Below are 20,696 nucleotides of genomic sequence, written 5' to 3' on the forward strand. Positions count from 1 at the left end.
AGCTATGTCATCGCGTAAATTTGGACTCAACCTGGTGGTGGTTCTGGCAATCGCCGCCCTGTTCACCGGTTTCTGGGCGCTGATCAACCGCCCCGTCTCCGCGCCGAACTGGCCGGAGCAGATCTCCGGCTTCTCCTATTCACCGTTCCAGCAAGGACAGTTCCCGCAGAAGGATCAGTATCCGTCCGACGATGAAATGCGCCGCGACCTGGAGATCATGAGCAAGCTGACGGACAACATCCGTATCTACTCGGTCGATGGTTCCCTGCAGGACATCCCGAAACTGGCTGAAGAGTTCGGCCTGCGCGTGACCCTGGGGATCTGGATCAGCCCGGACCAGGAACGCAACGAGCGCGAAATCACCCGCGCCATCGAACTGGCCAATACCTCGCGCAGCGTGGTGCGCGTGGTGGTCGGCAACGAAGCGATCTTCCGCAAGGAAATCACCGCCGAACAACTCAGCGTGCTGCTCGACCGCGTACGCGCAGCGGTGAAAGTGCCGGTGACCACCTCCGAACAGTGGCACGTCTGGGAAGAGCACCCGGAGCTGGCCAAGCATGTCGACCTGATCGCCGCGCACGTTCTGCCCTACTGGGAATTCATTCCGGTGGACAAGGCCGGGCAGTTCGTTTTCGACCGCGCCCGCGACCTGAAAAAGATGTTCCCGAAAAAACCGCTGCTGCTGTCCGAAGTGGGCTGGCCGAGCAACGGCCGCATGCGCGGTGGCGCCGATGCGTCGCCGGCAGATCAGGCGATCTACCTGCGCACGCTGGTCAACAAACTCAACCGCCAGGGCTTCAACTACTTCGTGATCGAAGCGTTTGACCAGCCGTGGAAGGCCAGCGACGAAGGTTCGGTCGGCGCTTACTGGGGCGTGTTCAACGCCGCGCGCCAACAGAAATTCAACTTCGAAGGCCCGGTGGTGGCGATCCCGCAATGGCGCGTGCTGGCCATCGGTTCGGTGGTGCTGGCGCTGTTGTCGCTGACCCTGCTGATGATCGACGGCTCGGCCCTGCGCCAGCGCGGCCGGACCTTCCTGACCTTTATCGCGTTCCTGTGCGGTTCGGTGTTGGTGTGGATCGGTTACGACTACAGTCAGCAATACAGCACGTGGTTCAGCCTGACGGTGGGTTTCCTGCTGGCGCTTGGTGCGCTCGGGGTGTTCATCGTGCTGCTGACCGAGGCCCACGAACTGGCCGAGGCCGTGTGGATTCACAAGCGTCGCCGTGAATTCCTGCCGGTGGTCGGCGATTCCGACTACCGCCCGAAAGTCTCGATCCACGTGCCTTGCTACAACGAGCCGCCGGAGATGGTCAAACAGACCCTCGACGCCCTGGCCAACCTCGATTACCCGGACTTCGAAGTCCTGATCATCGACAACAACACCAAGGATCCGGCGGTCTGGGAACCGGTGCGCGACTACTGCGAAACCCTCGGCCCGCGCTTCAAGTTCTTCCACGTCTCGCCCCTGGCCGGTTTCAAGGGCGGTGCGCTGAACTACCTGATCCCGCACACCGCCAAGGACGCCGAAGTGATCGCGGTGATCGACTCCGACTACTGCGTGCACCCGAACTGGCTCAAGCACATGGTGCCGCACTTCGCCGACCCGAAAATCGCCGTGGTGCAGTCGCCGCAGGACTATCGCGACCAGAACGAAACCACCTTCAAGAAACTCTGCTACGCCGAATACAAAGGCTTCTTCCACATCGGCATGGTGACCCGCAACGACCGCGACGCGATCATCCAGCACGGCACCATGACCATGACCCGTCGCTCGGTGCTCGAAGAACTGGGCTGGGCCGACTGGTGTATCTGTGAAGACGCCGAACTCGGTCTGCGCGTATTCGAAAACGGCCTGTCGGCGGCGTATTACCACGACAGTTACGGCAAGGGTCTGATGCCGGACACCTTCATCGACTTCAAGAAGCAGCGTTTCCGCTGGGCCTACGGTGCGATCCAGATCATCAAGCGTCACACCGGCAGCCTGTTGCGCGGCAAGGACACCGAGCTGACCCGTGGCCAGCGTTACCACTTCCTCGCGGGCTGGCTGCCGTGGGTCGCGGACGGCATGAACATCTTCTTCACTGTCGGCGCGCTGTTGTGGTCGGCAGCAATGATCATCGTGCCGCAACGGGTCGATCCGCCGCTGCTGATTTTCGCAATCCCGCCACTGGCGCTGTTTGTGTTCAAGGTCGGCAAGATCATCTTCCTCTACCGTCGCGCCGTGGGCGTGAACCTGAAGGATGCGTTCTGCGCGGCACTGGCCGGTCTGGCGTTGTCGCACACCATCGCCAAAGCGGTGCTGTACGGCTTCTTCACCAGCAGCATTCCGTTCTTCCGTACGCCGAAAAACGCTGACAACCACGGCTTCTGGGTGGCGATTTCCGAGGCCCGGGAAGAGCTGTTCATCATGCTGCTGTTGTGGGGCGCGGCGCTGGGGATCTTCCTGGTGCAGGGCCTGCCGAGCAACGACATGCGCTTCTGGGTGACCATGCTGCTGGTGCAGTCGCTGCCGTACGTGGCGGCGCTGATCATGGCGTTCCTGTCGTCGCTGCCGAAACCGGCGCCGACGCCTGAACCGGCACCGGCCGTCTAAATCCTCTGCGATGCACTAAACGGCGGCCAATGGTCGCCGTTTTGCTTTAAGATAACCGCCATTTTGCGGGGCTTGGCGTGATATCCAACCCTGTGGGAGCGAGCTGACTCGCGATGGCAATGTAACAATCAGCCTTTATGTTGACTGACACACCGCCATCGCCAGCAGGCTGGCTTCCCCATTGGCCCTTGCCCAATTTCAAGCATCCGGAGTTTTCCATGACGGCCCACGCCGACCTTTCGCCGACCCTCCAACTCGCCATCGACCTGATCCGCCGTCCGTCCGTGACGCCGGTCGACGCCGATTGCCAGAAGCAGATGATGCAGCGCCTGGGCGATGCCGGTTTCACCCTGGAACCGATGCGCATCGAAGATGTGGATAACTTCTGGGCGATCCACGGCAAACATGACGGCCCGGTGCTGTGCTTCGCCGGTCACACCGACGTGGTGCCGACCGGCCCGGTGACCGCGTGGCAGATTGACCCGTTCAACGCGGTGATCGACGAGCACGGCATGCTCTGCGGCCGTGGCGCGGCGGACATGAAAGGCAGCCTGGCTTCGATGACCGTGGCGGCCGAGCGCTTTGTCGCCGACTACCCGGATCACAAGGGCAAGGTCGCGTTTCTGATCACCAGCGACGAAGAAGGCCCGGCGCATCACGGCACCAAGGCTGTGGTCGAGCGTCTGGCAGCCCGTAACGAGCGCCTGGACTGGTGCATCGTCGGCGAGCCATCGAGCACTACCCTGGTGGGCGACGTGGTGAAGAACGGTCGTCGCGGCTCCCTCGGCGCCAAACTGACCGTACGCGGCGTGCAGGGCCACGTGGCCTATCCGCACCTGGCGAAGAACCCGATCCACCTCGCGGCTCCGGCTCTGGCCGAACTGGCCGCCGAGCATTGGGATCACGGCAACGACTTCTTCCCGCCGACCAGTTTCCAGATTTCCAACGTCAACTCCGGCACCGGCGCGACCAACGTGATTCCGGGCGATCTGGTGGCGTTGTTCAACTTCCGTTTCTCCACCGAATCGACGGTCGAAGGCCTGCAAAAGCGCGTCGCCGACATCCTCGACAAGCACGGCCTGGACTGGCACATCGACTGGGCGCTGTCCGGTCTGCCGTTCCTCACCGAACCGGGCGCGCTGCTCGACGCGGTGTCGTCGAGCATCAAGCAGATCACCGGTCGCGAGACCAAGGCGTCCACCAGCGGCGGCACCTCCGATGGCCGTTTCATCGCGACCATGGGCACGCAGGTTGTTGAACTGGGCCCGGTCAACGCGACCATCCACCAGGTCAACGAGCGCGTGCTGGCGGCCGACCTCGACGTGCTGACCGAGATCTACTACCAGACCCTGATCAAGTTGCTCGCCTGATGCTCGCGTGCCCGATCTGCAGTGAACCGCTGAACCCGGTGGACAATGGCGTGGTCTGCCCCGCCGGCCACCGCTTCGACCGTGCGCGCCAGGGTTACCTGAACCTGCTGCCGGTGCAGCACAAGAACAGCCGCGACCCTGGCGACAATCAGGCCATGGTCGAGGCCCGCCGCGACTTCCTGAACGCCGGCCACTATGCGCCGGTAGCCAAGCGTCTGGCGGAACTGGCGACGAGTTATGCGCCGGCCCGCTGGGTCGATATCGGTTGTGGCGAGGGTTATTACACCGCGCAGATCGCCGAGGCCTTGCCGGATGCTGACGGTTACGCGCTGGATATTTCGAAGGAAGCGGTCAAACGCGCCTGCAAACGCAATCCGGCGCTGACCTGGTTGATCGCCAGCATGGCCCGGGTGCCTTTGGCCTCCGGCAGTTGCCAGTTTCTGGCCAGCGTCTTCAGTCCACTGGATTGGGAAGAAGCCAAGCGTCTGCTCAGCGTCGGCGGCGGCCTGATGAAAGTCGGCCCGACCAGCGGCCATCTGATGGAACTGCGCGAGCGCCTGTACGACGAAGTGCGCGAGTACACCGACGACAAGCACCTGGCCCTGGTGCCGGAAGGCATGGCGCTGGCGCACAGTGAAACCCTCGAATTCAAGCTGACGCTGGACAAGCCAGAGGATCGCGCCAACCTGCTGGCGATGACACCCCACGGCTGGCGCGCCAGTGCCGAACGCCGTGCCGCAGTGATCGAACAGCCCGAGCCGTTCGTGACCACTGTGTCGATGCGCTACGATTATTTCGTTCTTCAATAACTTTTGGTCCCGGGCAACGACCCGGGGCCGGCTAAATCCGCGAATGGATTTTTCAGACCCGCAGTGAGGATATCCATGCGCCAACCGGACATCGAGATTTACCTGAAAGACGCCGACGTCGACCACAAGGCCATTTCCGCCTGGCTGGGCGCCGCCCTTGGCCCGTGCAGCGACTGGGTACAGAAAGGTCAGACCTACAAGTGCAAGGCCGGCAACATCCCGGTGACCTGGCTGCCAAAAGCCGTGGGCAAGTGGAACAGCCTGTACCTGGAAAGCGATGCGACCCCATGGGACGACGACATCGCCTGCGCCCGCGCAGCCTTTGCCGCGCTGAACGTCGAAGTGCGCTGCGCGCCGGGGACGTGGGTCGAGGAAGAAGGTGAGGAAACGGCGGATCGCTGGATTCGGATCAGCACCGATGGTGAAGAAGAGATCACCTGGAAAACTGCCTGAACAATCGGGCGCCATGTCTATCCTGCGACGGACATGGCGCCTGATTTTTGTCCTAGATCCCTTGATCGCCAGCGGAGTAACTGAAAATAGTTGCTGCGTTAGGTGAGACTTTAATGACAGGGATACGCCTGCCTGTGCTTTTCAGAAAGTCCCGCTGAATATTCTTCGCTCCTTCCACACCGACCGCCCTGCTTGCCGTATTGAAGTAGATGAACGCCTTGATTGGCAGATTCGAAGTGTTCTGCGGCCAAGTCTGAATCATCACCTCGTTTTGTCGCCACGCGGCCAGTTCACCCGCTGGATTTTCTCGCGAAAGCAAACTGAGTTCGAACCCCGCCTTATCCACACCAAAACTGCATTGATGGTGATAGCGATTAGTGCTGTTGGCTGGATATTGCTGAAAATGCGCACGCCAGCCCGCCAGCGTGGTGAGACCTTGAGCGGCACATGGGCCACTGTTGCTCGGGAAATTGCTCGCGGCCCCGCAGCCGGCCGCGCCGCGAATCAGAGTTCCCGCATCATAGGGATATGAACACAGGACTCGAAGCGGATAGCCCCCATTGGCGGTAAAGTTCTGCCCCGTCTCCAGCACAAAACCCTGGGTTCGGCTGCCTTGCAGTTGATTCATGCCAATACCCGTCTTCATGTAACTGTATGACACCGCGCCTAATTTGACGGCACCCGGACTAGGATTCCAGGCTCGAAATGACGTCGAATCATCGACTGTGCGGATCAACACACCGCTGCAGTACCATGCGCCCTGGTTCGGACTATTTGGACAGGTATTGCTAACTGTTGAATATTGCGCGTTCAACTCATTGGCGACACGTTGGCCGTCGCCCGGAGCGGCAACCCCTGTCACCTTGATCGGTAAGGGCGATGAAGTGATCAGGTTCCCGACGCCTGCAACTTTATAGGTGTACGTCAGGCTGACCGTGCGCCCCTTGTTCTCAACGAGCCATGCCTTGGGCAGCTTGAAGCTCTGAACGCCCACAGTGGAAACCGTCTGAATGGGCGCGTCACGCAATGCCACACCTGTCAGTCGAATGCCGACGGTGTCTTTCACCGCCAGGCTTGGATAGCTGACTTGCACGTTGGCTTCAGCGCCGAGCGTATCGGCGTTCAGCTCGCCAGCCAGTGCTTCGACCACCTTGAACACGCTCTGTCCCTGAGCGCCCACCACGCGGATGCTCAATGGCGCTGAAGTGATCAGACTGCCGGCACCGCCAACCTTGTAGGTGTACGTCAGGCTGACCGTGCGCCCCTTGTTCTCAACGAGCCATGCCTTGGGCAGCTTGAAGGTTTGGACGCCCACAGTGGAAACCGCCTGAATGGGCGCGTCACGCAATGCCACACCTGTCAGTCGAATGCCGACGGTGTCTTTCACCGCCAGGCGCGGATAGCTGACTTGCACGTTGGCTTCAGCGCCGAGCGTATCGGCGTTCAGCTCGCCGGCCGGTGCTTCGACCACCTTGAACACGCTCTGTCCCTGAGCGCCTACCACGCGGATGCTCAATGGCGCTGAAGTGATCAGACTGCCGACACCGCCAACCTTGTAGGTGTACGTCAGGGTGACTGTGCGCCCCTTGTTTTCGGTGATCCATGCCTTGGACAACTTGAACGTCAGAACACCTACCGTGGAGACCGCCTGAATGGGCGCGTCACGCAATGCCACACCTGTCAGCCGAATGCCGACGGTGTCTTTCACCGCCAGGCTTGGATAGCTGACTTGCACGTTGGCTTCAGCGCCGAGCGTATCGGCGTTCAGCTCGCCAGCCGGTGCTTCGACTACTTGAAACAGTGCTGGCTGAGCAGCCGACACACCTTGGAAACTGTCCGACGGTACGGCCAAGGTATTCATTCGCCCCGAAGATGTGCTGGAACTTTTGTCTGCAGGGGGAGCGTTCGCTGTGCAACCGACAAGGCTCAGCATTAGGGCATATGCAATCGTTTTCAACATGACCGTACCCTCTCCAATGACAGCGATTCCCGGAGCTCAATCGGGCCGGGGCTGATATCAGAGAAGCTAGGGCTGGAGCAAGAAACCGTCTACTGTCATAACTGACAGGTGTTTATTCATCCAGTAGCACTTGTGGCAATTGAAAAAAGACCGTCCGCAGGCTTGAGCAGTGAACGGACGATCTTTCTGTCTTGAAGATCAGAGGCCTACAACATCCTCGGCCTGCAAGCCCTTCTGCCCTTCCACCACCGCGTATTCAACCTGCTGACCCTCGGTCAGCGAACGGTGGCCTTCGCCGCGGATCGCGCGGTAGTGCACGAACACGTCCACCCCGTCTTCGCGCTGAATGAAGCCGTAGCCCTTGGCGTCGTTGAACCACTTCACGTTGCCGGTTTCACGTGTTGCCATCTGTTCATACTCCTTTTTTATTATTGAACAGGCTTTTCGCAGGAAAGCCTTTGCGGAACGTCAGCCTGCGTCCGACGTCCATAAAAGGGCCCCGGCGACAGAGCGCCGAGTATATGACAGGCGACAAAACTCTCAACAGGAGATTACTTCGCCGCTTTTTTGCCGATTTTCGAGTAATCCGGCAAACTGTCGACCGCCCGAGCAAACGCTCGGTTTATCCACTCATGCAGAAGCCGTATGACCCGTTCCCCGTTCCGCCGTCTTGTGTTTGGCACCTTGCGCCGACTGTTGTATCTCTGGGTTCGCTCCGAGACGATCAACCAGTCGTCGTTCACCCTCAACCTCGACCGCAGTCGTCCGGTGTTCTACGTCCTGCAAAACCCATCGCTGACCGATCTGGCGGTGGTCGACACCGAATGCACCAAGGCCGGTTTGCCGCGCCCGGTGCTGCCGGTGTCAGTCGGAAATCTGCTGGAGCCGGCGGCGTTCTTCTACCTGACGCCGGACCCGGACTGGCTCGGCCGCCAGGACAAGCGCGGTGCGCCGCCGACCCTGACCCGACTGGTCAGCGCCCTCAGCCAGAATGCCGCCGAAGACGCGCAGATCATTCCGGTCAGCGTGTTCTGGGGCCAGTCGCCGGACAGCGAGAACAGCCCGTGGAAATTGCTGTTCGCCGACAGCTGGGCGGTCACCGGGCGCCTGCGTCGCCTGCTGAGCATCATGATTCTGGGCCGCAAGACCCGCGTGCAATTCTCCGCACCGATCCACCTGCGCGAGCTGATCGAACACAACAAGGGCCACGAGCGCACCGTGCGCATGGCCCAGCGAATCCTGCGGGTGCACTTTCGCAATCTCAAGGCTGCGGTGATCGGCCCGGACATTTCCCACCGCCGCAACCTCGTCAAAGGCCTGCTCAACCAGCCACTGGTCAAGCAAGCGATCCTCGACGAAGCCGAACGCGAAAACATCTCCCCGGAAAAAGCCAAGGCCCAGGCCCTGCGCTACGGCAACGAGATCGCCTCGGACTACACCTACACCGCGATCCGTTTTCTGGAAGTGGTGCTGAGCTGGTTCTGGAACAAGATTTACGACGGGATCAAGGTCAACCACATCGAAGGCGTGCAGAAGGTCGCCCAGGGTCACGAAGTGATCTACGTGCCGTGCCATCGTAGCCACATCGACTATCTGCTGCTGTCGTACTTGCTGTTTCGCAACGGCCTGACCCCTCCGCACATTGCCGCCGGGATCAACCTCAACATGCCGGTGATCGGCAGCCTGCTGCGCCGTGGCGGTGCGTTCTTCATGCGCCGCACGTTCAAGGGCAACCCGCTGTACACCTCGGTGTTCAACGAGTACCTGCACACCCTGTTCACCAAAGGCTTCCCGGTCGAATACTTCGTCGAGGGCGGCCGCTCGCGTACCGGGCGCATGCTGCAACCGAAAACCGGGATGCTGGCGATCACCATGCGCAGCTTCCTGCGTTCGTCGCGGATGCCGATCGTGTTCGTGCCGGTGTACATCGGTTACGAGCGCGTACTTGAAGGTCGTACCTACCTCGGCGAACTGCGCGGTGCGAGCAAGAAGAAAGAGTCGATTTTCGACATCTTCAAAGTCATCGGCGCGCTCAAGCAGCGCTTCGGCCAGGTGGCGGTGAACTTCGGCGAACCGATCAAGCTCGCGGAATTCCTCGACAGCGAACAACCGGGCTGGCGTCAGCAGGAACTCGGCCCGCAGTACAAACCCGCGTGGCTCAACGAAACCACCAATCGCCTCGGCGAGAAAGTCGCGCAGCATCTGAACGAAGCGGCGGCGATCAACCCGGTGAATCTGGTGGCGCTGGCGCTGCTGTCGACCACTCGGCTGGCGCTCGACGATCGGGCCATGGCGCGGGTGCTGGATCTGTACCTGGCGCTGCTGCGCAAAGTCCCGTACTCGCCGCATACCACGTTGCCGGAGGGCGATGGCCGGGCGCTGATCGAACACGTGAAAGACATGGACCTGCTGTCCGAGCAGAATGATGCGCTGGGCAAGATTCTGTATCTGGACGAGCAGAACGCCGTCCTGATGACTTACTACCGCAACAACGTGCTGCACATCTTCGCCCTGCCGGCGCTGCTGGCGAGCTTCTTCCAGAGTGCATCGCGCATGAGCCGCGAACAGATCCTGCGCTACACCCGCGCGCTGTATCCGTACCTGCAATCGGAGCTGTTCATCCGCTGGACCCTGGACGAACTGGACGCAGTGATCGATCAGTGGCTGGAAGCGTTCGTCGAACAAGGCCTGCTGCGCTTCGAAAAAGACGTGTACCTGCGCCCGGCACCGAGTTCGCGGCATTTCGTGCTGCTGACCCTGCTGTCGAAGAGCATCGCCCAGACCCTGCAACGCTTCTACATGACCGTGTCGTTGCTGCTCAACGCAGGCCAGAACACCATCAGCGCCGAAGAGCTGGAAGACCTGTGCACGGTCATGGCCCAACGCCTGTCGATCCTGCATGGCCTGAACGCACCGGAGTTCTTCGACAAGAGCCTGTTCCGCCACTTCATCCAGACCATGCTCGACCTCGACGTGTTGCGTCGCGACGAAGCAGGCAAATTGAGCTATCACGAACTGCTCGGCGAACTGGCCGAAGGCGCAGCCAAACGGGTATTGCCGGCGGAGATTCGTTTGTCGATTCGTCAGGTGGCGTTGCATCGCAGTGAAGATGCAGCCGATCAGCCCGCCGCCCCTGCGCAGAGCGACTAGATTCCTACAGGCGCCAGGCTTCTTCTGGCGCCGTCGATATGGAGATATCCGATGAAAAAACTATCCCTGCTGGCCGCCGCCACACTGCTCAGCGCCTGCCAATCGACCTCGCCAGCCGGCAAAGCCAGCCTCGACGGTGAAGTGTTCTACCTGCAACGCATCGCCCTGCCACCGAGCGCAACCTTGAGCGTAAGCCTGCAGGACGTCTCGCTGGCCGATGCTCCGGCGGTAGTGCTCGACGAACAGAAAGGCCCGGTCAAAGGCCAGGTGCCACTGCCATTTCACTTGAGCTACGATCCGGCCCAGGTCAAACCCGGCCACCGCTATTCGGTCAGCGCACGCATCGAAGTCAACGGCGAGCTGATGTTCATCACCACCGAAAACCATGCCGTGCAGCTTGATGGCAAGGATCCGCAGCCGCTGAAGATCCGCGTCGACGCCGCCCGCTAATTCTTTTGAACAAGGAAGCTTTCATGCTCCGTCCAACCCTTCGCTTCGCCGGCCTGTGCGCGGGCCTGATGATCTCCGCCAACGCTATGGCCCTGTCACTGAGCGACCTGTCGCAAGGCGACGCCACCGGCGGCCTCAAGGACGCCCTGACCCAAGGTGCGCAACTGGCCGTCAAACAACTCGGCACGCCGGGCGGCTTCAGCAATAACCCGGACGTGAAAATCGAGCTGCCGGGCAAACTCGGCAAAGTTGCCGGCAAGATGAAAGCGTTCGGCATGGGCGCCCAGGTCGATGAGCTGGAAACCGCCATGAACAAGGCCGCGGAAACCGCCGTGACCCAGGCCCAGCCGATCCTGGTCGATGCCGTGAAGAAAATGAGCGTAGCCGACGCCAAAGGCATCCTCAGCGGTGGCAACGACTCCGCGACGCAGTACCTGGACAAATCCAGCCGCGAACAGATCCGCGCCAAGTTCCTGCCGATCGTCAAACAGGCGACCGACAAAGTCGGCGTGGCGCAGAAATACAACGCCTTCGCCGGCCAGGCTGCAACGTTGGGCGTAGTGGATGCAAAAAGCGCCAATGTCGAAAACTACGTCACCGAACAGGCACTGAACGGCCTGTTCGAAATGATCGGCAAACAGGAAGAAACCATTCGCAAGAACCCGGCCGCTGCGGCGACGAGTCTGGCGAAGAAGGTGTTTGGCAGCCTCTAGGCCGACGCTGCACGGGAGCGAGACAACTCGCTCCCGTCCTTTAACTCTCTGGCTGGACTGCGTAAAAAGAACACCCACTCGCTGCCCATTTTCCTTTTCTCGAAGACCTGCAACTCGACCAGCCCATTCAGGGCTGACATCGCCGTGCTGCAAGAACAGCCCAAGTGCTCCCCCACGTTGCTCGCCGTAAACTCCTTCGCCACTCCACTCTTGGCCACCTGATACAGCGCCCGCTGCCTTTGCGTCAGCCGCTCGAAAAAACCCGACGCCATCAGCCAGCGCTCAAAGTCCTCCGTGTACGCCAGACTTTTGCGGTAGACATCCGTGAAGCGACTGACTGCACGCTGAATCACCGAACACTGGAACTCGATGAAATACGTCAGATCCAGTTCGTCGGCCTCGCTGTGCAAATACGACCGCCCGTACTTCACCGGTGCGTTGCGCAGCAAAGGACTGATCGCAATGTAGCGAAATGCCGAAAACTCGTGCTTGAACATGAACCAGTAGAACAGCGCCCTCGCGACCCGTCCGTTGCCATCGCGAAACGGATGTTCGTAGCCCAGAGAAAAATGCAGCGTGATCGCCTTGATCAACGGATGCAGGTAGTCCCTTTCTTGAGGTGAACCGAGTGGCTGATTGATCCAGCGTACGAGCCTCTGCAAACGCATCACCAGCCCGACAGCCGGCGGCGGTGCATGCACCGTGTTGCCCTCGCCATCCTGTACCACCACTTCATCGTTCGTCCTGAAAAAACCGGGACTGTATTGCGCGTCATCGATCCCCTCGACGCCCACCCGATGCATTGCCGCGATCAAGTCGACGCTCAAGGGCTGGTAACGGTTTTCCCAGGCGAAATTCATCATCCTGTAATTGCCCATGACCATGCGCTCATCCGGCGTGCGCGGCTGCCGTTGATACTTGAGCATGTCCTTGGCAACTCGCGTGGTCGTGGCCGCACCTTCCAACTGGCTGCTGGCGATCACTTCGTCTTCGATCAGATCATTGAGCAAATAACTGAAATGCGACCGTTCGCCAATCTGCCCGGTCATGCATTCCAGCGAAGCGGAAGTCGTCTGCAGATCGACGGCCGAAAGGGTTTTCCGTGCCGATGGCGTCAGCAAATACTTGCCCCACTGCGGTGGCTCGCTCAATGGCAGGAGATTGACGTACTGCGCAGCCCTCGCCCTCTTCACCAACGCCCAACACAAACGAGCATCCAGCCCCGGCGCCCAGCGATAGCGCAAATCCTCAAAAGGCAAATAACGCCCCCGATCATCAAGAGGCTTGAGCAGCGCCAGATAATCCACCAGATGCTGCTTGTGAGGCGCCCGCGCCAACAAATAGAACACCGGATCAGACCGTCCTTTCAATACCGGCGGCTTCTTCACAAAAAACCTCTCGATCACTCATAAAAACAGAGGATCGAGTACAACACCCAAGACCGGACGTCCTCAATATCAGAGAATTCTGAAAAAGCTGTAGGAGCCCCCACAGCATGCGGCGCAGCCGCCCCACTCAACACGATGAGCGTTAGCTCAAGTACCGCTTTTGACGTGCCGGCCCCATCGGCAGGCTGAGTGGAGGGATTTATCCGGGGGTAGGCGCGAAGCGCCGTTCGACGAAGTCGAATACATCGAGAGGAGGTGCAGCGAAGCAAACCGGAGGCGATGCCCCCGGATGAATCCCGGAACGAAGGAACACCGAGCCAAAGCGAGGTGCCGAACGCCGGGGCCCAGCCTTTTGCTTACTTTTTGGCGTTTGAAAAAGTGAGCCGCTGTAAGAGCGGAACCGCCAGCGGCAGCACCCGAAGAAACGGATATTCACAAAGAACACCCAGAGCATGGCCGGCCCAAAGGCCGCCACGCTCAAACAAAATCAAACCTCCTTACGCACCCGGAACCAAGCCGCATACAACGCCGGCAAAAACAAAAGCGTCAGAGCCGTCGCCACAATCAACCCCCCCATGATCGCCACCGCCATCGGCCCGAAAAACACACTGCGCGACAACGGAATCATCGCCAGCACCGCCGCCAAAGCCGTCAACACAATCGGCCGAAACCGCCGCACCGTCGCCTCGATAATCGCCTGCCAAGGCCTGAGCCCCGCCGCGATATCCTGCTCGATCTGATCCACCAGAATCACCGAGTTGCGCATGATCATCCCCGACAACGCAATCGTCCCGAGCATCGCCACAAACCCGAACGGCTGACGGAACACCAACAGAAACAGCGTCACCCCGATCAACCCCAGCGGCGCCGTCAGAAACACCATCGCCGTGCGCGAGAAACTGCGCAGCTGCACCATCAGCAACGTCAGCACCACGACAATGAACATCGGCACACCGGCATTCACCGACTTCTGCCCGCGCTCGGAATCCTCGACGGTACCGCCGACATCCAGCAGATAACCGTCAGGCAATTCAGCGCGAATCGGATCGAGGGTCGGCATGATCTGTTTGACCAGCGACGCCGGCTGCTCCTTGCCGTAAATGTCCGCACGCACGGTCACGGTCGGCAGCCGGTTGCGGTGCCAGATGATGCCTTCCTCGAAGCCATATTCCAGCGTGGCAATCTGCGACAGCGCAACGCTGCGGCCGTTGTCGGTCGGTACTGCCAGACTCGGCAGCAGCGACAGTTCGGTGCGCTCGTGCACGGTGCCGCGCAGGAGGATTTCAATCAATTCGTTGTCTTCGCGGTACTGGCTGACGCTGGAACCGGTCAACGAACTCTGGAGGAATTTCGCCAGATTCGCCGTGCTCACACCCAGTGCCCGGGCGCGATCCTGATCGATGTTCAGGTACACGACCTTGCTCGGCTCTTCCCAGTCCAGATGCACGTTCACCACATGCGGATTCTCGCGAACCTTGGCCGCGACTTTCCGCGCCAGGGCCCGGACTTCTTCGATGTGCTCGCCGGTGACACGGAACTGCACCGGATAACCGACCGGTGGGCCGTTTTCCAGCCGCGTGACCCGCGAGCGCAGGGCCGGGAATTGCTCGTTCAAGGTATCGATCAGCCACGTACGCAGCGCTTCACGCTCCTCGATGGTTTTCGCCAGCACGACGAACTGGGCGAAGCTCGCCGCCGGCAGTTGTTGATCCAGCGGCAGGTAGAAACGCGGCGATCCGGTGCCGACGTAGGCCACGTAATTGTCGATGCCGGCGTGATCCTTGAGCATCGCTTCCAGTCGCTTGACCTCGGCGGTGGTGTTGGCCAGCGAAGCGCCTTCGGCCAGTTTCAGATCGACCATCAGCTCCAGCCGGTTGGAGGCCGGGAAGAACTGCTGCGGGACGAACTTGAACAGCATCACCGAGGCGACGAACAGCCCCACCGTCAGCACGATCACCGTTTTGCGCCGACGCACGCACCATTCCACCAGCCGTCGTACCCGCTGGTAAAACGGTGTGGCATAAGGGTCCGGATGTCCGTCCCCCGAACCGTGTTTGGCGGCGTGAATTTTCGCCAGATCCGGCAGGAGTTTTTCCCCGAGGTACGGTACAAACATCACCGCCGCCACCCACGAAGCGAGCAACGCGATGGTGACGACCTGGAAGATCGAGCGGGTGTATTCACCGGTGCCGGACTGCGCGGTGGCAATCGGCAGGAAGCCTGCGGCGGTGATCAGCGTACCGGTGAGCATCGGGAAGGCGGTGCTGGTCCAGGCGTAACTGGCCGCCTTGATCCGGTCGAAGCCCTGCTCCATTTTGATTGCCATCATTTCCACGGCAATGATCGCGTCGTCCACCAGCAAGCCCAGCGCCAGCACCAGCGCGCCGAGGGAAATCTTGTGCAGGCCGATACCGAGGTAATACATGCAGGCGAACGTCATCGCCAGCACCAGCGGAATGGTCAGCGCCACCACCATGCCGGTGCGCACGCCGAGGGAGAAGAAACTCACCAGCAACACGATGGCCAGCGCTTCAACCAACACTTGGACGAACTCACCGACGCCACTTTTCACCGCCGCCGGCTGATCGGACACCTTGCGCAACTGCATGCCGGCCGGCAGGTTTTTCTGGATGCGGGAGAATTCGACTTCCAGGGCCTTGCCCAGCACCAGAATGTCGCCACCGTCCTTCATCGCCACCGCAAGCCCGATCGCGTCTTCGCCCATGAAGCGCATGCGCGGTGCCGGCGGATCGTTGAAACCGCGCCGCACATCGGCGACATCGGAGATACGGAACGTACGATCACCGACGCGGATCGGGAAGTTTCTGATCTCATCGACTGTCTGAAAATTCCCCGAAACCCGAAGCTGCAACCGCTCGCTGCCGGTCTCGAAGAACCCGGCGGTGGACACTGCGTTCTGCTCTTCAAGCGCCTGCTGAACGGCTGCCAGCGGCAGGCCGAGCGTGGCGAGTTTGACGTTGGACAGCTCGACCCAGATCTTCTCGTCCTGCAGCCCGAGCAGATCGACCTTGCCCACATCCTTGACCCGCTGCAGCTGGATCTGGATGCGGTCGGCGTAATCCTTGAGCACGGCGTAGTCGAAACCGTCGCCGGTCAGCGCATAGATATTGCCGAACGTGGTGCCGAATTCATCGTTGAAAAAGGGGCCCTGAATCCCCGGCGGGAGGGTCTGGCGGATGTCGCTGACCTTCTTGCGCACCTGATACCAGAGGTCCGGGATCTCCACCGAATGCATCGAGTCGCGGGCAATGAACGTGACCTGGGATTCGCCGGGACGGGAGAACGAGACAATGCGTTCGTACTCGCCGGTTTCCATCAGTTTCTTTTCGATGCGCTCGGTGACCTGACGCGAGACTTCCTGCGCCGTGGCGCCCGGCCAGCGGGTCTGGATGACCATGGCCTTGAAGGTGAACGGCGGGTCTTCACTCTGCCCCAGCTTGGTGTAGGACAAGGCGCCGACGATGGCCAGCAGAAGCATCAGGAACAGTACGATCTGGCGATTACGCAGCGCCCATTCGGAAAGGTTGAAGCGCATCGGGCCTTACTCCTTGTCCGCCAGATTGACCACACGGTTGGAGCGATCCACGGGACGCACCTGCTGCCCTTCCAGCAGCACATGCACGCCGGCGGCCACTACCCAGTCGCTGGCGTTGAGGCCTTCGAGCACCGGCACGGTTTTCTCCCCGAAAGGGCCGATGCACACGGGCGTCTTTTTCAAGGTGTTGTTGGCGCTGACGACCCAGACATAGGTCGCGCCGTTTTCGGCGGTCAGGGCCGAGAGCGGCACCGACAGCGGGATTACGTCGGCGGTCTGCACGAATACCCGGGCGCTCTGGCCGAGTTCTGCCGGGACTTTGCCGGCGGTGAATGAAATGCGCGCGGCGAAGGTACGGGATTTCGGATCGGCGGCCGGTGACAGCTCGCGGATCTGCCCGGCGAAGCGCTGGTTCTGTTGAGTCCACAGCTCCACCGACACTGGCTGGCCGACCTTGAAGCGACCGAAGCTCTGTTCCGGCAGGCTGATCAGTACTTCACGCTCACCATCGGTGGCGAGGGTGAAAACGGTCTGCCCGGCGGCGACCACTTGTCCGACTTCTACCGAGCGTTTGGCGACCACGCCATCCTGTGGCGCACGCAGCACGGCGTAACTGGCCTGATTGGTCGAGACGTTGAATTCGGCTTTGATCTGTTTGAGGCGGGCTTCGCCGGAGCGGTAGAGGTTTTCGGCATTGTCGTAGGCCGAGCGGCTGACCATCTGCCGTTCCATCAGAGTCTTGTAGCGGTCACGCTCGGCGCGCACCAGATTCAGATTGGCTTCGGCGGCAGTGACCTGGGCGCGGGTGGCTTCCAGTTGCAGGCGCACGTCCTGCGGATCGAGTTCAGCCAGCGGCTGATCGGCTTTCACGCGCTGGCCTTCCTCGACCAGTCGTCGGCTGACTTTGCCACCGATACGGAACGCCAGATCCGGTTCATACCGGGCACGAACCTCGCCCGGATAACTTTCCATCGCCTGCGCCGAAGGCTCTGGCTGCACCACCATGGCCGGTCGCACGCTGACTTGCGTCACCTCTTCCTTGCCACATGCCGACAATAAGAACGCCAGAGTGACTGGCACCGCAAAGGACAACGCATGGCGGAACATGGTGAAGGACCTTTCGCTAAGGAGGCTTGGAATAATTATACTGACCGGTATGTTATTAATAGCAAACTCACCAGTCCAGTATTAAAAGCGAAGAATGTCGAACAATCTTTCAGCTCCAAACGGCCCCGGCCGCCCGAAGGATCCGGCCAAGCGCCAGGCGATTCTCGAAGCGGCGAAAATCCTGTTCCTGAGTCACGGCTATGCCAACACCAGCATGGACGCGGTGGCCGCCGAGGCTGGCGTGTCGAAGCTGACGGTCTACAGCCATTTCAATGACAAGGAAACGCTGTTTTCTGCCGCCGTCGTCGCCAAATGCGAGGAGCAATTGCCGCCGCTGTTCTTCGAATTGCCGGATGGCATCGCGGTGGAAAATGTGTTGCTGAACATTGCCAGAGGCTTTCATCACCTGATCAACAGCAACGAGTCGGTGAACCTGCATCGCCTGATCATGGCGTTGGGCAGTCAGGATCCGAAGCTGTCGCTGATCTTCTTCGAGGCCGGTCCCCAGCGCATGGTGCAAGGCATGGAGCGCTTGCTGCGGCGGATTCATGAAACCGGCGTGCTGAGCATCGACAACCCGCACAACGCCGCCGAGCACTTCTTCTGCCTGATCAAGGGCGCGGGGAATTTCCGGCTGCTGTACGGCTGCGGTGAACCACTGACGGGCGAGGCAGCGGAAAGCCATGTGCAGGAAGTGGTCGAGCTGTTCATGCGGGCCTATCGCCCCTGAAAACAAAAATCCCACGCCATGCGTGGGATTTTCTTATGCGGCGACTCAGGCCTTGAGCGCTTTCTTCGGGTAAATGTCATAGCGACTGGACTTGCCGTCCAGCGCATGACTCGGCTTCGGCCCTTCGATGCACGGCGCCTTGCGCGGGCGCTTGACCACTACCCGGTGCGTGGCCAGCGCCAACGCCGCTTCCAGCAGGGCCGGCGCATCCGGATCATCGCCCACCAGCGGACGGAACAGGCGCATTTCCTTCTTCACCAATGCGGTTTTCTCACGGTGCGGGAACATCGGGTCGAGGTAGATCACCTGCGGTGGCTCGCCCTCCCAGTTACGCATCACGTCGATGGAGTTGCCCTTGAGCAGCGTCATCCGCGCCACGATCGGCGCCACGTCGAAATCTTCCGCCGCGCGGGCCAGGCCATCCTCCAGCAAGGCGCCGATCAGCGGCTGGCGCTCGATCAGGCTCATCTCGCAGCCCAGGCTCGCCAGCACGAACGCATCTTTCCCGAGCCCCGCCGTGGCATCCAGCACCCGCGGACGCACACCCTGGGCGATGCCGACCGCCTTGGCGATCATCTGACCGCTGCCGCCGCCGTACAACCGACGATGGGCCGCGCCACCCTCGACGAAGTCGACCCTCACCGGCCCCGGCGCATCCGGCCCCAGTTGTTGCAGTTGCAAACCCTGCTCGCCGACCTGCAAGGCGAACTCGCCGTCGGCCACCTGCAATGGCAGATTCAGGCGCTGCGCCCACTGCTCGGCCTGCGCTTCGAACGTCGGGCCGAGGGCTTCGACATGGATGCGGCAGGCCGCGGGTTGCTCAATCATGGAAAACACGCTCAAAAAAGTTAAGGATCGGCAAAAACCGCCGATAACCCAATCAACGCGCATTTTGCCAGAGCTGAGCGTCAACCGAAAAAAATGTCAGGCATTCTTCCCACATCGATTGGCTACATCTCGCCCCATGGCGATTTCAGCCGTCAAAACACTCAAGCACTGAGCGGCGTCAGTCACCTGTGGCAGGATTTCTTTGCCCAGGCGATGGCCGAGCAGTCGAGTGATGTGGTGCCCGCCTGCGGCACATTCCCACCGGTTGATCTCGATAGCCCTGAAGAACCAACCGTCGGCAGTGAACTGCACGCCCACATCATCGACCAGCGCGAATGCAACGTGGTGGAAACCCCGGTTCGCCCGCCTGAGCCGCTGTTCCTGCCGATTGCCGAAATCGACATGACACTGGCCGAGCCGTACCCTCCGTTCCCGCCTGAAGCCATCAAGACTCAGCAAAAGCAGCAGGATTTCGACAGCAGCTGGGTTCGTCCGGTCGTGATCAACAACGGCCAGCCGATTCCGGAACCGGGCCCTGCCCCGCAGAAAAAGCCGTTGTACCTGCCGATTGCCGAGTTCGACCTGGATCTGCTGCAGCCTTACCCGCCGTTCCCGCCGGAAGAAATCGTCGAACAGCAGAAAGCCCTGGACTTCGATAACGGCTGGGTACGCCCGATCGTTCAGCAGAACCTGCGCATCGCCGCCTGATCCTGCTCCGCCTCAACCCTTGAAGAATTGATTGGCCTTGGCGTACGGCATCGAACGCGAAGTGAAACCGAACGTGCCCGATTGCTGGATTTCCTCGGCAGCCCGGAAAAACTCGCCAAACGCCGCCAGTGCCAGCGCCGAGCCGGTGCTGATCCGCTTCACACCCATTTCTTCCAGCTGCTGCACGGTCAGTTTCAGGCCACCGGACATCAATACGTTGACCGGTTTCGGCGCGACTGCGCGCACCACCGCCAGGACCTCTTCAGCCGTCCTCAGACCCGGAGCGTAGAGCACATCGGCGCCAACCTCGGCAAAGGCCTGCAAACGGCGAATGGTGTCGTTGATGTCCGGATTGCCATGCAGGTAGTTTTCCGCGCGAGCCGTCAGGGTGAAGGGAAACGGCAGCGTGCGCACCGCTGCGACGGCGGCTTCTATCCGCGCCACCGCGTGTTCGAAGCAGTAGATCGGAGCATCCGGACGGCCAGTGGCATCCTCGATCGAGCCACCCACTGCACCCGCTTCGGCTGCGCGCAACAGGCTTTGCGCGGACTCGGCTGGAGCGTCAGCGAAACCGTTTTCCAGGTCCACCGCCACCGGCAGATCCGTGGCTGCGGCAATTGCCCGAACATTGTCCAGAGTCTGTTCGAGCCCCAAAGCGCCATCGGGTTTGCCCTGGGAAAACGCATAACCGGCACTGGTGGTCGCCAACGCCTGGTAGCCCAGACTGGCCAGCATCTTCGCCGAACCTGCGTCCCACGGATTGGGAATCACGAAAATCCCGGGACGTTCATGCAGGGCTTTGAAGGCTTCGGCTTTACGGGCTTGTTCTTTGCGGGCTTGGGCGTCCATCGGCAGGCTCCTGGGCAGGAAAAAGAATC

The 20,696-nt window shown here is 60.8% G+C and carries 16 protein-coding genes; 9 read left to right on the top strand and 7 right to left on the bottom strand.

Going from position 1 to position 20,696, the window contains the following annotated elements:
• Nucleotides 1–4: 4 nt before the first annotated feature.
• The 4 genes from AC3WRD_RS13865 to AC3WRD_RS13880 all read left to right on the top strand — a co-directional run bounded on the left by AC3WRD_RS13865 (nucleotide 5) and on the right by AC3WRD_RS13880 (nucleotide 5,228).
• Nucleotides 5–2,596, top strand: coding sequence for a glycosyltransferase (locus AC3WRD_RS13865; protein ID WP_102621430.1), 2,592 nt, complete (start codon nucleotides 5–7; stop codon nucleotides 2,594–2,596).
• 218 nt (nucleotides 2,597–2,814) lie between these two features.
• Nucleotides 2,815–3,966 carry a succinyl-diaminopimelate desuccinylase gene (dapE, locus tag AC3WRD_RS13870; RefSeq protein WP_096819639.1) on the top strand — a complete coding sequence of 384 codons (1,152 nt, stop codon included), beginning with the start codon at nucleotides 2,815–2,817 and terminating at the stop codon, nucleotides 3,964–3,966.
• Complete coding sequence (locus AC3WRD_RS13875) at nucleotides 3,966–4,775, top strand: putative RNA methyltransferase (RefSeq protein WP_102621431.1); 810 nt, start codon at nucleotides 3,966–3,968, stop codon at nucleotides 4,773–4,775. Before dapE ends, AC3WRD_RS13875 begins: the two co-directional genes overlap by 1 nt.
• A 75-nt stretch (nucleotides 4,776–4,850) precedes the next feature.
• A complete protein-coding gene (locus AC3WRD_RS13880; protein WP_102621432.1) occupies nucleotides 4,851–5,228 on the top strand; it encodes a hypothetical protein in 378 nt (125 codons plus the stop codon).
• Nucleotides 5,229–5,280: 52 nt separating this feature from the next.
• Here the strand turns inward: AC3WRD_RS13880 and AC3WRD_RS13885 are convergent, their stop codons facing one another.
• Both AC3WRD_RS13885 and AC3WRD_RS13890 read right to left on the bottom strand, forming a co-directional pair.
• A complete protein-coding gene (locus AC3WRD_RS13885) occupies nucleotides 5,281–7,089 on the bottom strand; it encodes a hypothetical protein (RefSeq protein ID WP_146013084.1) in 1,809 nt (602 codons plus the stop codon).
• Between the two features lie 297 nt (nucleotides 7,090–7,386).
• Nucleotides 7,387–7,596 carry a cold shock domain-containing protein gene (locus AC3WRD_RS13890; RefSeq protein WP_007954750.1) on the bottom strand — a complete coding sequence of 70 codons (210 nt, stop codon included), beginning with the start codon at nucleotides 7,594–7,596 and terminating at the stop codon, nucleotides 7,387–7,389.
• 237 nt (nucleotides 7,597–7,833) lie between these two features.
• On the opposite strand from AC3WRD_RS13890, the gene plsB reads away from it, so the two are divergent.
• From plsB to AC3WRD_RS13905, 3 genes are read left to right on the top strand one after another with little or no spacing between them, the layout of a single operon-like run.
• A complete protein-coding gene (plsB, locus tag AC3WRD_RS13895; protein ID WP_102621434.1) occupies nucleotides 7,834–10,338 on the top strand; it encodes a glycerol-3-phosphate 1-O-acyltransferase PlsB in 2,505 nt (834 codons plus the stop codon).
• Nucleotides 10,339–10,389: 51 nt separating this feature from the next.
• Nucleotides 10,390–10,788 (top strand): YbaY family lipoprotein, encoded by a 399-nt coding sequence (locus AC3WRD_RS13900; protein WP_096819642.1) that lies wholly within the window; start codon nucleotides 10,390–10,392, stop codon nucleotides 10,786–10,788.
• 23 nt (nucleotides 10,789–10,811) lie between these two features.
• Nucleotides 10,812–11,501: a DUF4197 domain-containing protein gene (locus AC3WRD_RS13905; RefSeq protein WP_096819643.1), complete on the top strand. Its 690-nt coding sequence runs from the start codon at nucleotides 10,812–10,814 to the stop codon at nucleotides 11,499–11,501.
• Here the strand turns inward: AC3WRD_RS13905 and AC3WRD_RS13910 are convergent.
• The 3 genes from AC3WRD_RS13910 to AC3WRD_RS13920 form a co-directional block, all read right to left on the bottom strand.
• Nucleotides 11,498–12,889 carry a Fic family protein gene (locus AC3WRD_RS13910; protein WP_102621435.1) on the bottom strand — a complete coding sequence of 464 codons (1,392 nt, stop codon included), beginning with the start codon at nucleotides 12,887–12,889 and terminating at the stop codon, nucleotides 11,498–11,500. The two genes, AC3WRD_RS13905 and AC3WRD_RS13910, sit on opposite strands and share 4 nt — an antisense overlap.
• A 487-nt stretch (nucleotides 12,890–13,376) precedes the next feature.
• The gene (locus tag AC3WRD_RS13915) at nucleotides 13,377–16,445 is read right to left on the bottom strand and encodes an efflux RND transporter permease subunit (RefSeq protein ID WP_102621436.1); all 3,069 of its coding nucleotides are present in this window, start codon (nucleotides 16,443–16,445) and stop codon (nucleotides 13,377–13,379) included.
• 6 nt (nucleotides 16,446–16,451) lie between these two features.
• Entirely contained in the window at nucleotides 16,452–17,552 is a 1,101-nt protein-coding gene (locus tag AC3WRD_RS13920; protein WP_102621437.1) for an efflux RND transporter periplasmic adaptor subunit, read from the bottom strand.
• A gap of 94 nt (nucleotides 17,553–17,646) precedes the next feature.
• Between AC3WRD_RS13920 and AC3WRD_RS13925 the strand changes: the two genes are divergently transcribed.
• The gene (locus AC3WRD_RS13925) at nucleotides 17,647–18,282 is read left to right on the top strand and encodes a TetR/AcrR family transcriptional regulator (RefSeq protein ID WP_102621438.1); all 636 of its coding nucleotides are present in this window, start codon (nucleotides 17,647–17,649) and stop codon (nucleotides 18,280–18,282) included.
• A gap of 45 nt (nucleotides 18,283–18,327) precedes the next feature.
• Here the strand turns inward: AC3WRD_RS13925 and AC3WRD_RS13930 are convergent, their stop codons facing one another.
• Complete coding sequence (locus tag AC3WRD_RS13930) at nucleotides 18,328–19,110, bottom strand: class I SAM-dependent methyltransferase (protein WP_085712818.1); 783 nt, start codon at nucleotides 19,108–19,110, stop codon at nucleotides 18,328–18,330.
• A gap of 93 nt (nucleotides 19,111–19,203) precedes the next feature.
• Here AC3WRD_RS13930 and AC3WRD_RS13935 point away from each other — a divergent pair, with 93 nt between their 5' ends.
• On the top strand, nucleotides 19,204–19,818 hold the full coding sequence (locus tag AC3WRD_RS13935; RefSeq protein ID WP_102621439.1) for an energy transducer TonB: 615 nt from the start codon (nucleotides 19,204–19,206) through the stop codon (nucleotides 19,816–19,818).
• Between the two features lie 12 nt (nucleotides 19,819–19,830).
• Here the strand turns inward: AC3WRD_RS13935 and AC3WRD_RS13940 are convergent, their stop codons facing one another.
• Nucleotides 19,831–20,667 carry an isocitrate lyase/PEP mutase family protein gene (locus AC3WRD_RS13940; protein WP_102621440.1) on the bottom strand — a complete coding sequence of 279 codons (837 nt, stop codon included), beginning with the start codon at nucleotides 20,665–20,667 and terminating at the stop codon, nucleotides 19,831–19,833.
• Nucleotides 20,668–20,696: the final 29 nt, after the last annotated feature.

The organism is Pseudomonas sp. FW215-R2 (assembly GCF_058789255.1).

Bases quoted from the DNA above. Each gene is read 5' to 3' on its own strand.
- AC3WRD_RS13865 (WP_102621430.1), top strand. From the start codon at position 5: ATGTCATCGCGTAAATTTGGACTCAACCTGGTGGTGGTTCTGGCAATC.
- AC3WRD_RS13875 (WP_102621431.1), top strand. From the start codon at position 3,966: ATGCTCGCGTGCCCGATCTGCAGTGAACCGCTGAACCCGGTGGACAAT.
- plsB (WP_102621434.1), top strand. From the start codon at position 7,834: ATGACCCGTTCCCCGTTCCGCCGTCTTGTGTTTGGCACCTTGCGCCGA.
- AC3WRD_RS13940 (WP_102621440.1), bottom strand. From the start codon at position 20,667: ATGGACGCCCAAGCCCGCAAAGAACAAGCCCGTAAAGCCGAAGCCTTC.
- AC3WRD_RS13925 (WP_102621438.1), top strand. From the start codon at position 17,647: ATGTCGAACAATCTTTCAGCTCCAAACGGCCCCGGCCGCCCGAAGGAT.
- AC3WRD_RS13900 (WP_096819642.1), top strand. From the start codon at position 10,390: ATGAAAAAACTATCCCTGCTGGCCGCCGCCACACTGCTCAGCGCCTGC.
- AC3WRD_RS13880 (WP_102621432.1), top strand. From the start codon at position 4,851: ATGCGCCAACCGGACATCGAGATTTACCTGAAAGACGCCGACGTCGAC.
- AC3WRD_RS13935 (WP_102621439.1), top strand. From the start codon at position 19,204: ATGTCAGGCATTCTTCCCACATCGATTGGCTACATCTCGCCCCATGGC.
- AC3WRD_RS13885 (WP_146013084.1), bottom strand. From the start codon at position 7,089: ATGAATACCTTGGCCGTACCGTCGGACAGTTTCCAAGGTGTGTCGGCT.
- AC3WRD_RS13915 (WP_102621436.1), bottom strand. From the start codon at position 16,445: ATGCGCTTCAACCTTTCCGAATGGGCGCTGCGTAATCGCCAGATCGTA.
- AC3WRD_RS13930 (WP_085712818.1), bottom strand. From the start codon at position 19,110: ATGATTGAGCAACCCGCGGCCTGCCGCATCCATGTCGAAGCCCTCGGC.
- AC3WRD_RS13905 (WP_096819643.1), top strand. From the start codon at position 10,812: ATGCTCCGTCCAACCCTTCGCTTCGCCGGCCTGTGCGCGGGCCTGATG.
- AC3WRD_RS13920 (WP_102621437.1), bottom strand. From the start codon at position 17,552: ATGTTCCGCCATGCGTTGTCCTTTGCGGTGCCAGTCACTCTGGCGTTC.
- AC3WRD_RS13890 (WP_007954750.1), bottom strand. From the start codon at position 7,596: ATGGCAACACGTGAAACCGGCAACGTGAAGTGGTTCAACGACGCCAAG.
- dapE (WP_096819639.1), top strand. From the start codon at position 2,815: ATGACGGCCCACGCCGACCTTTCGCCGACCCTCCAACTCGCCATCGAC.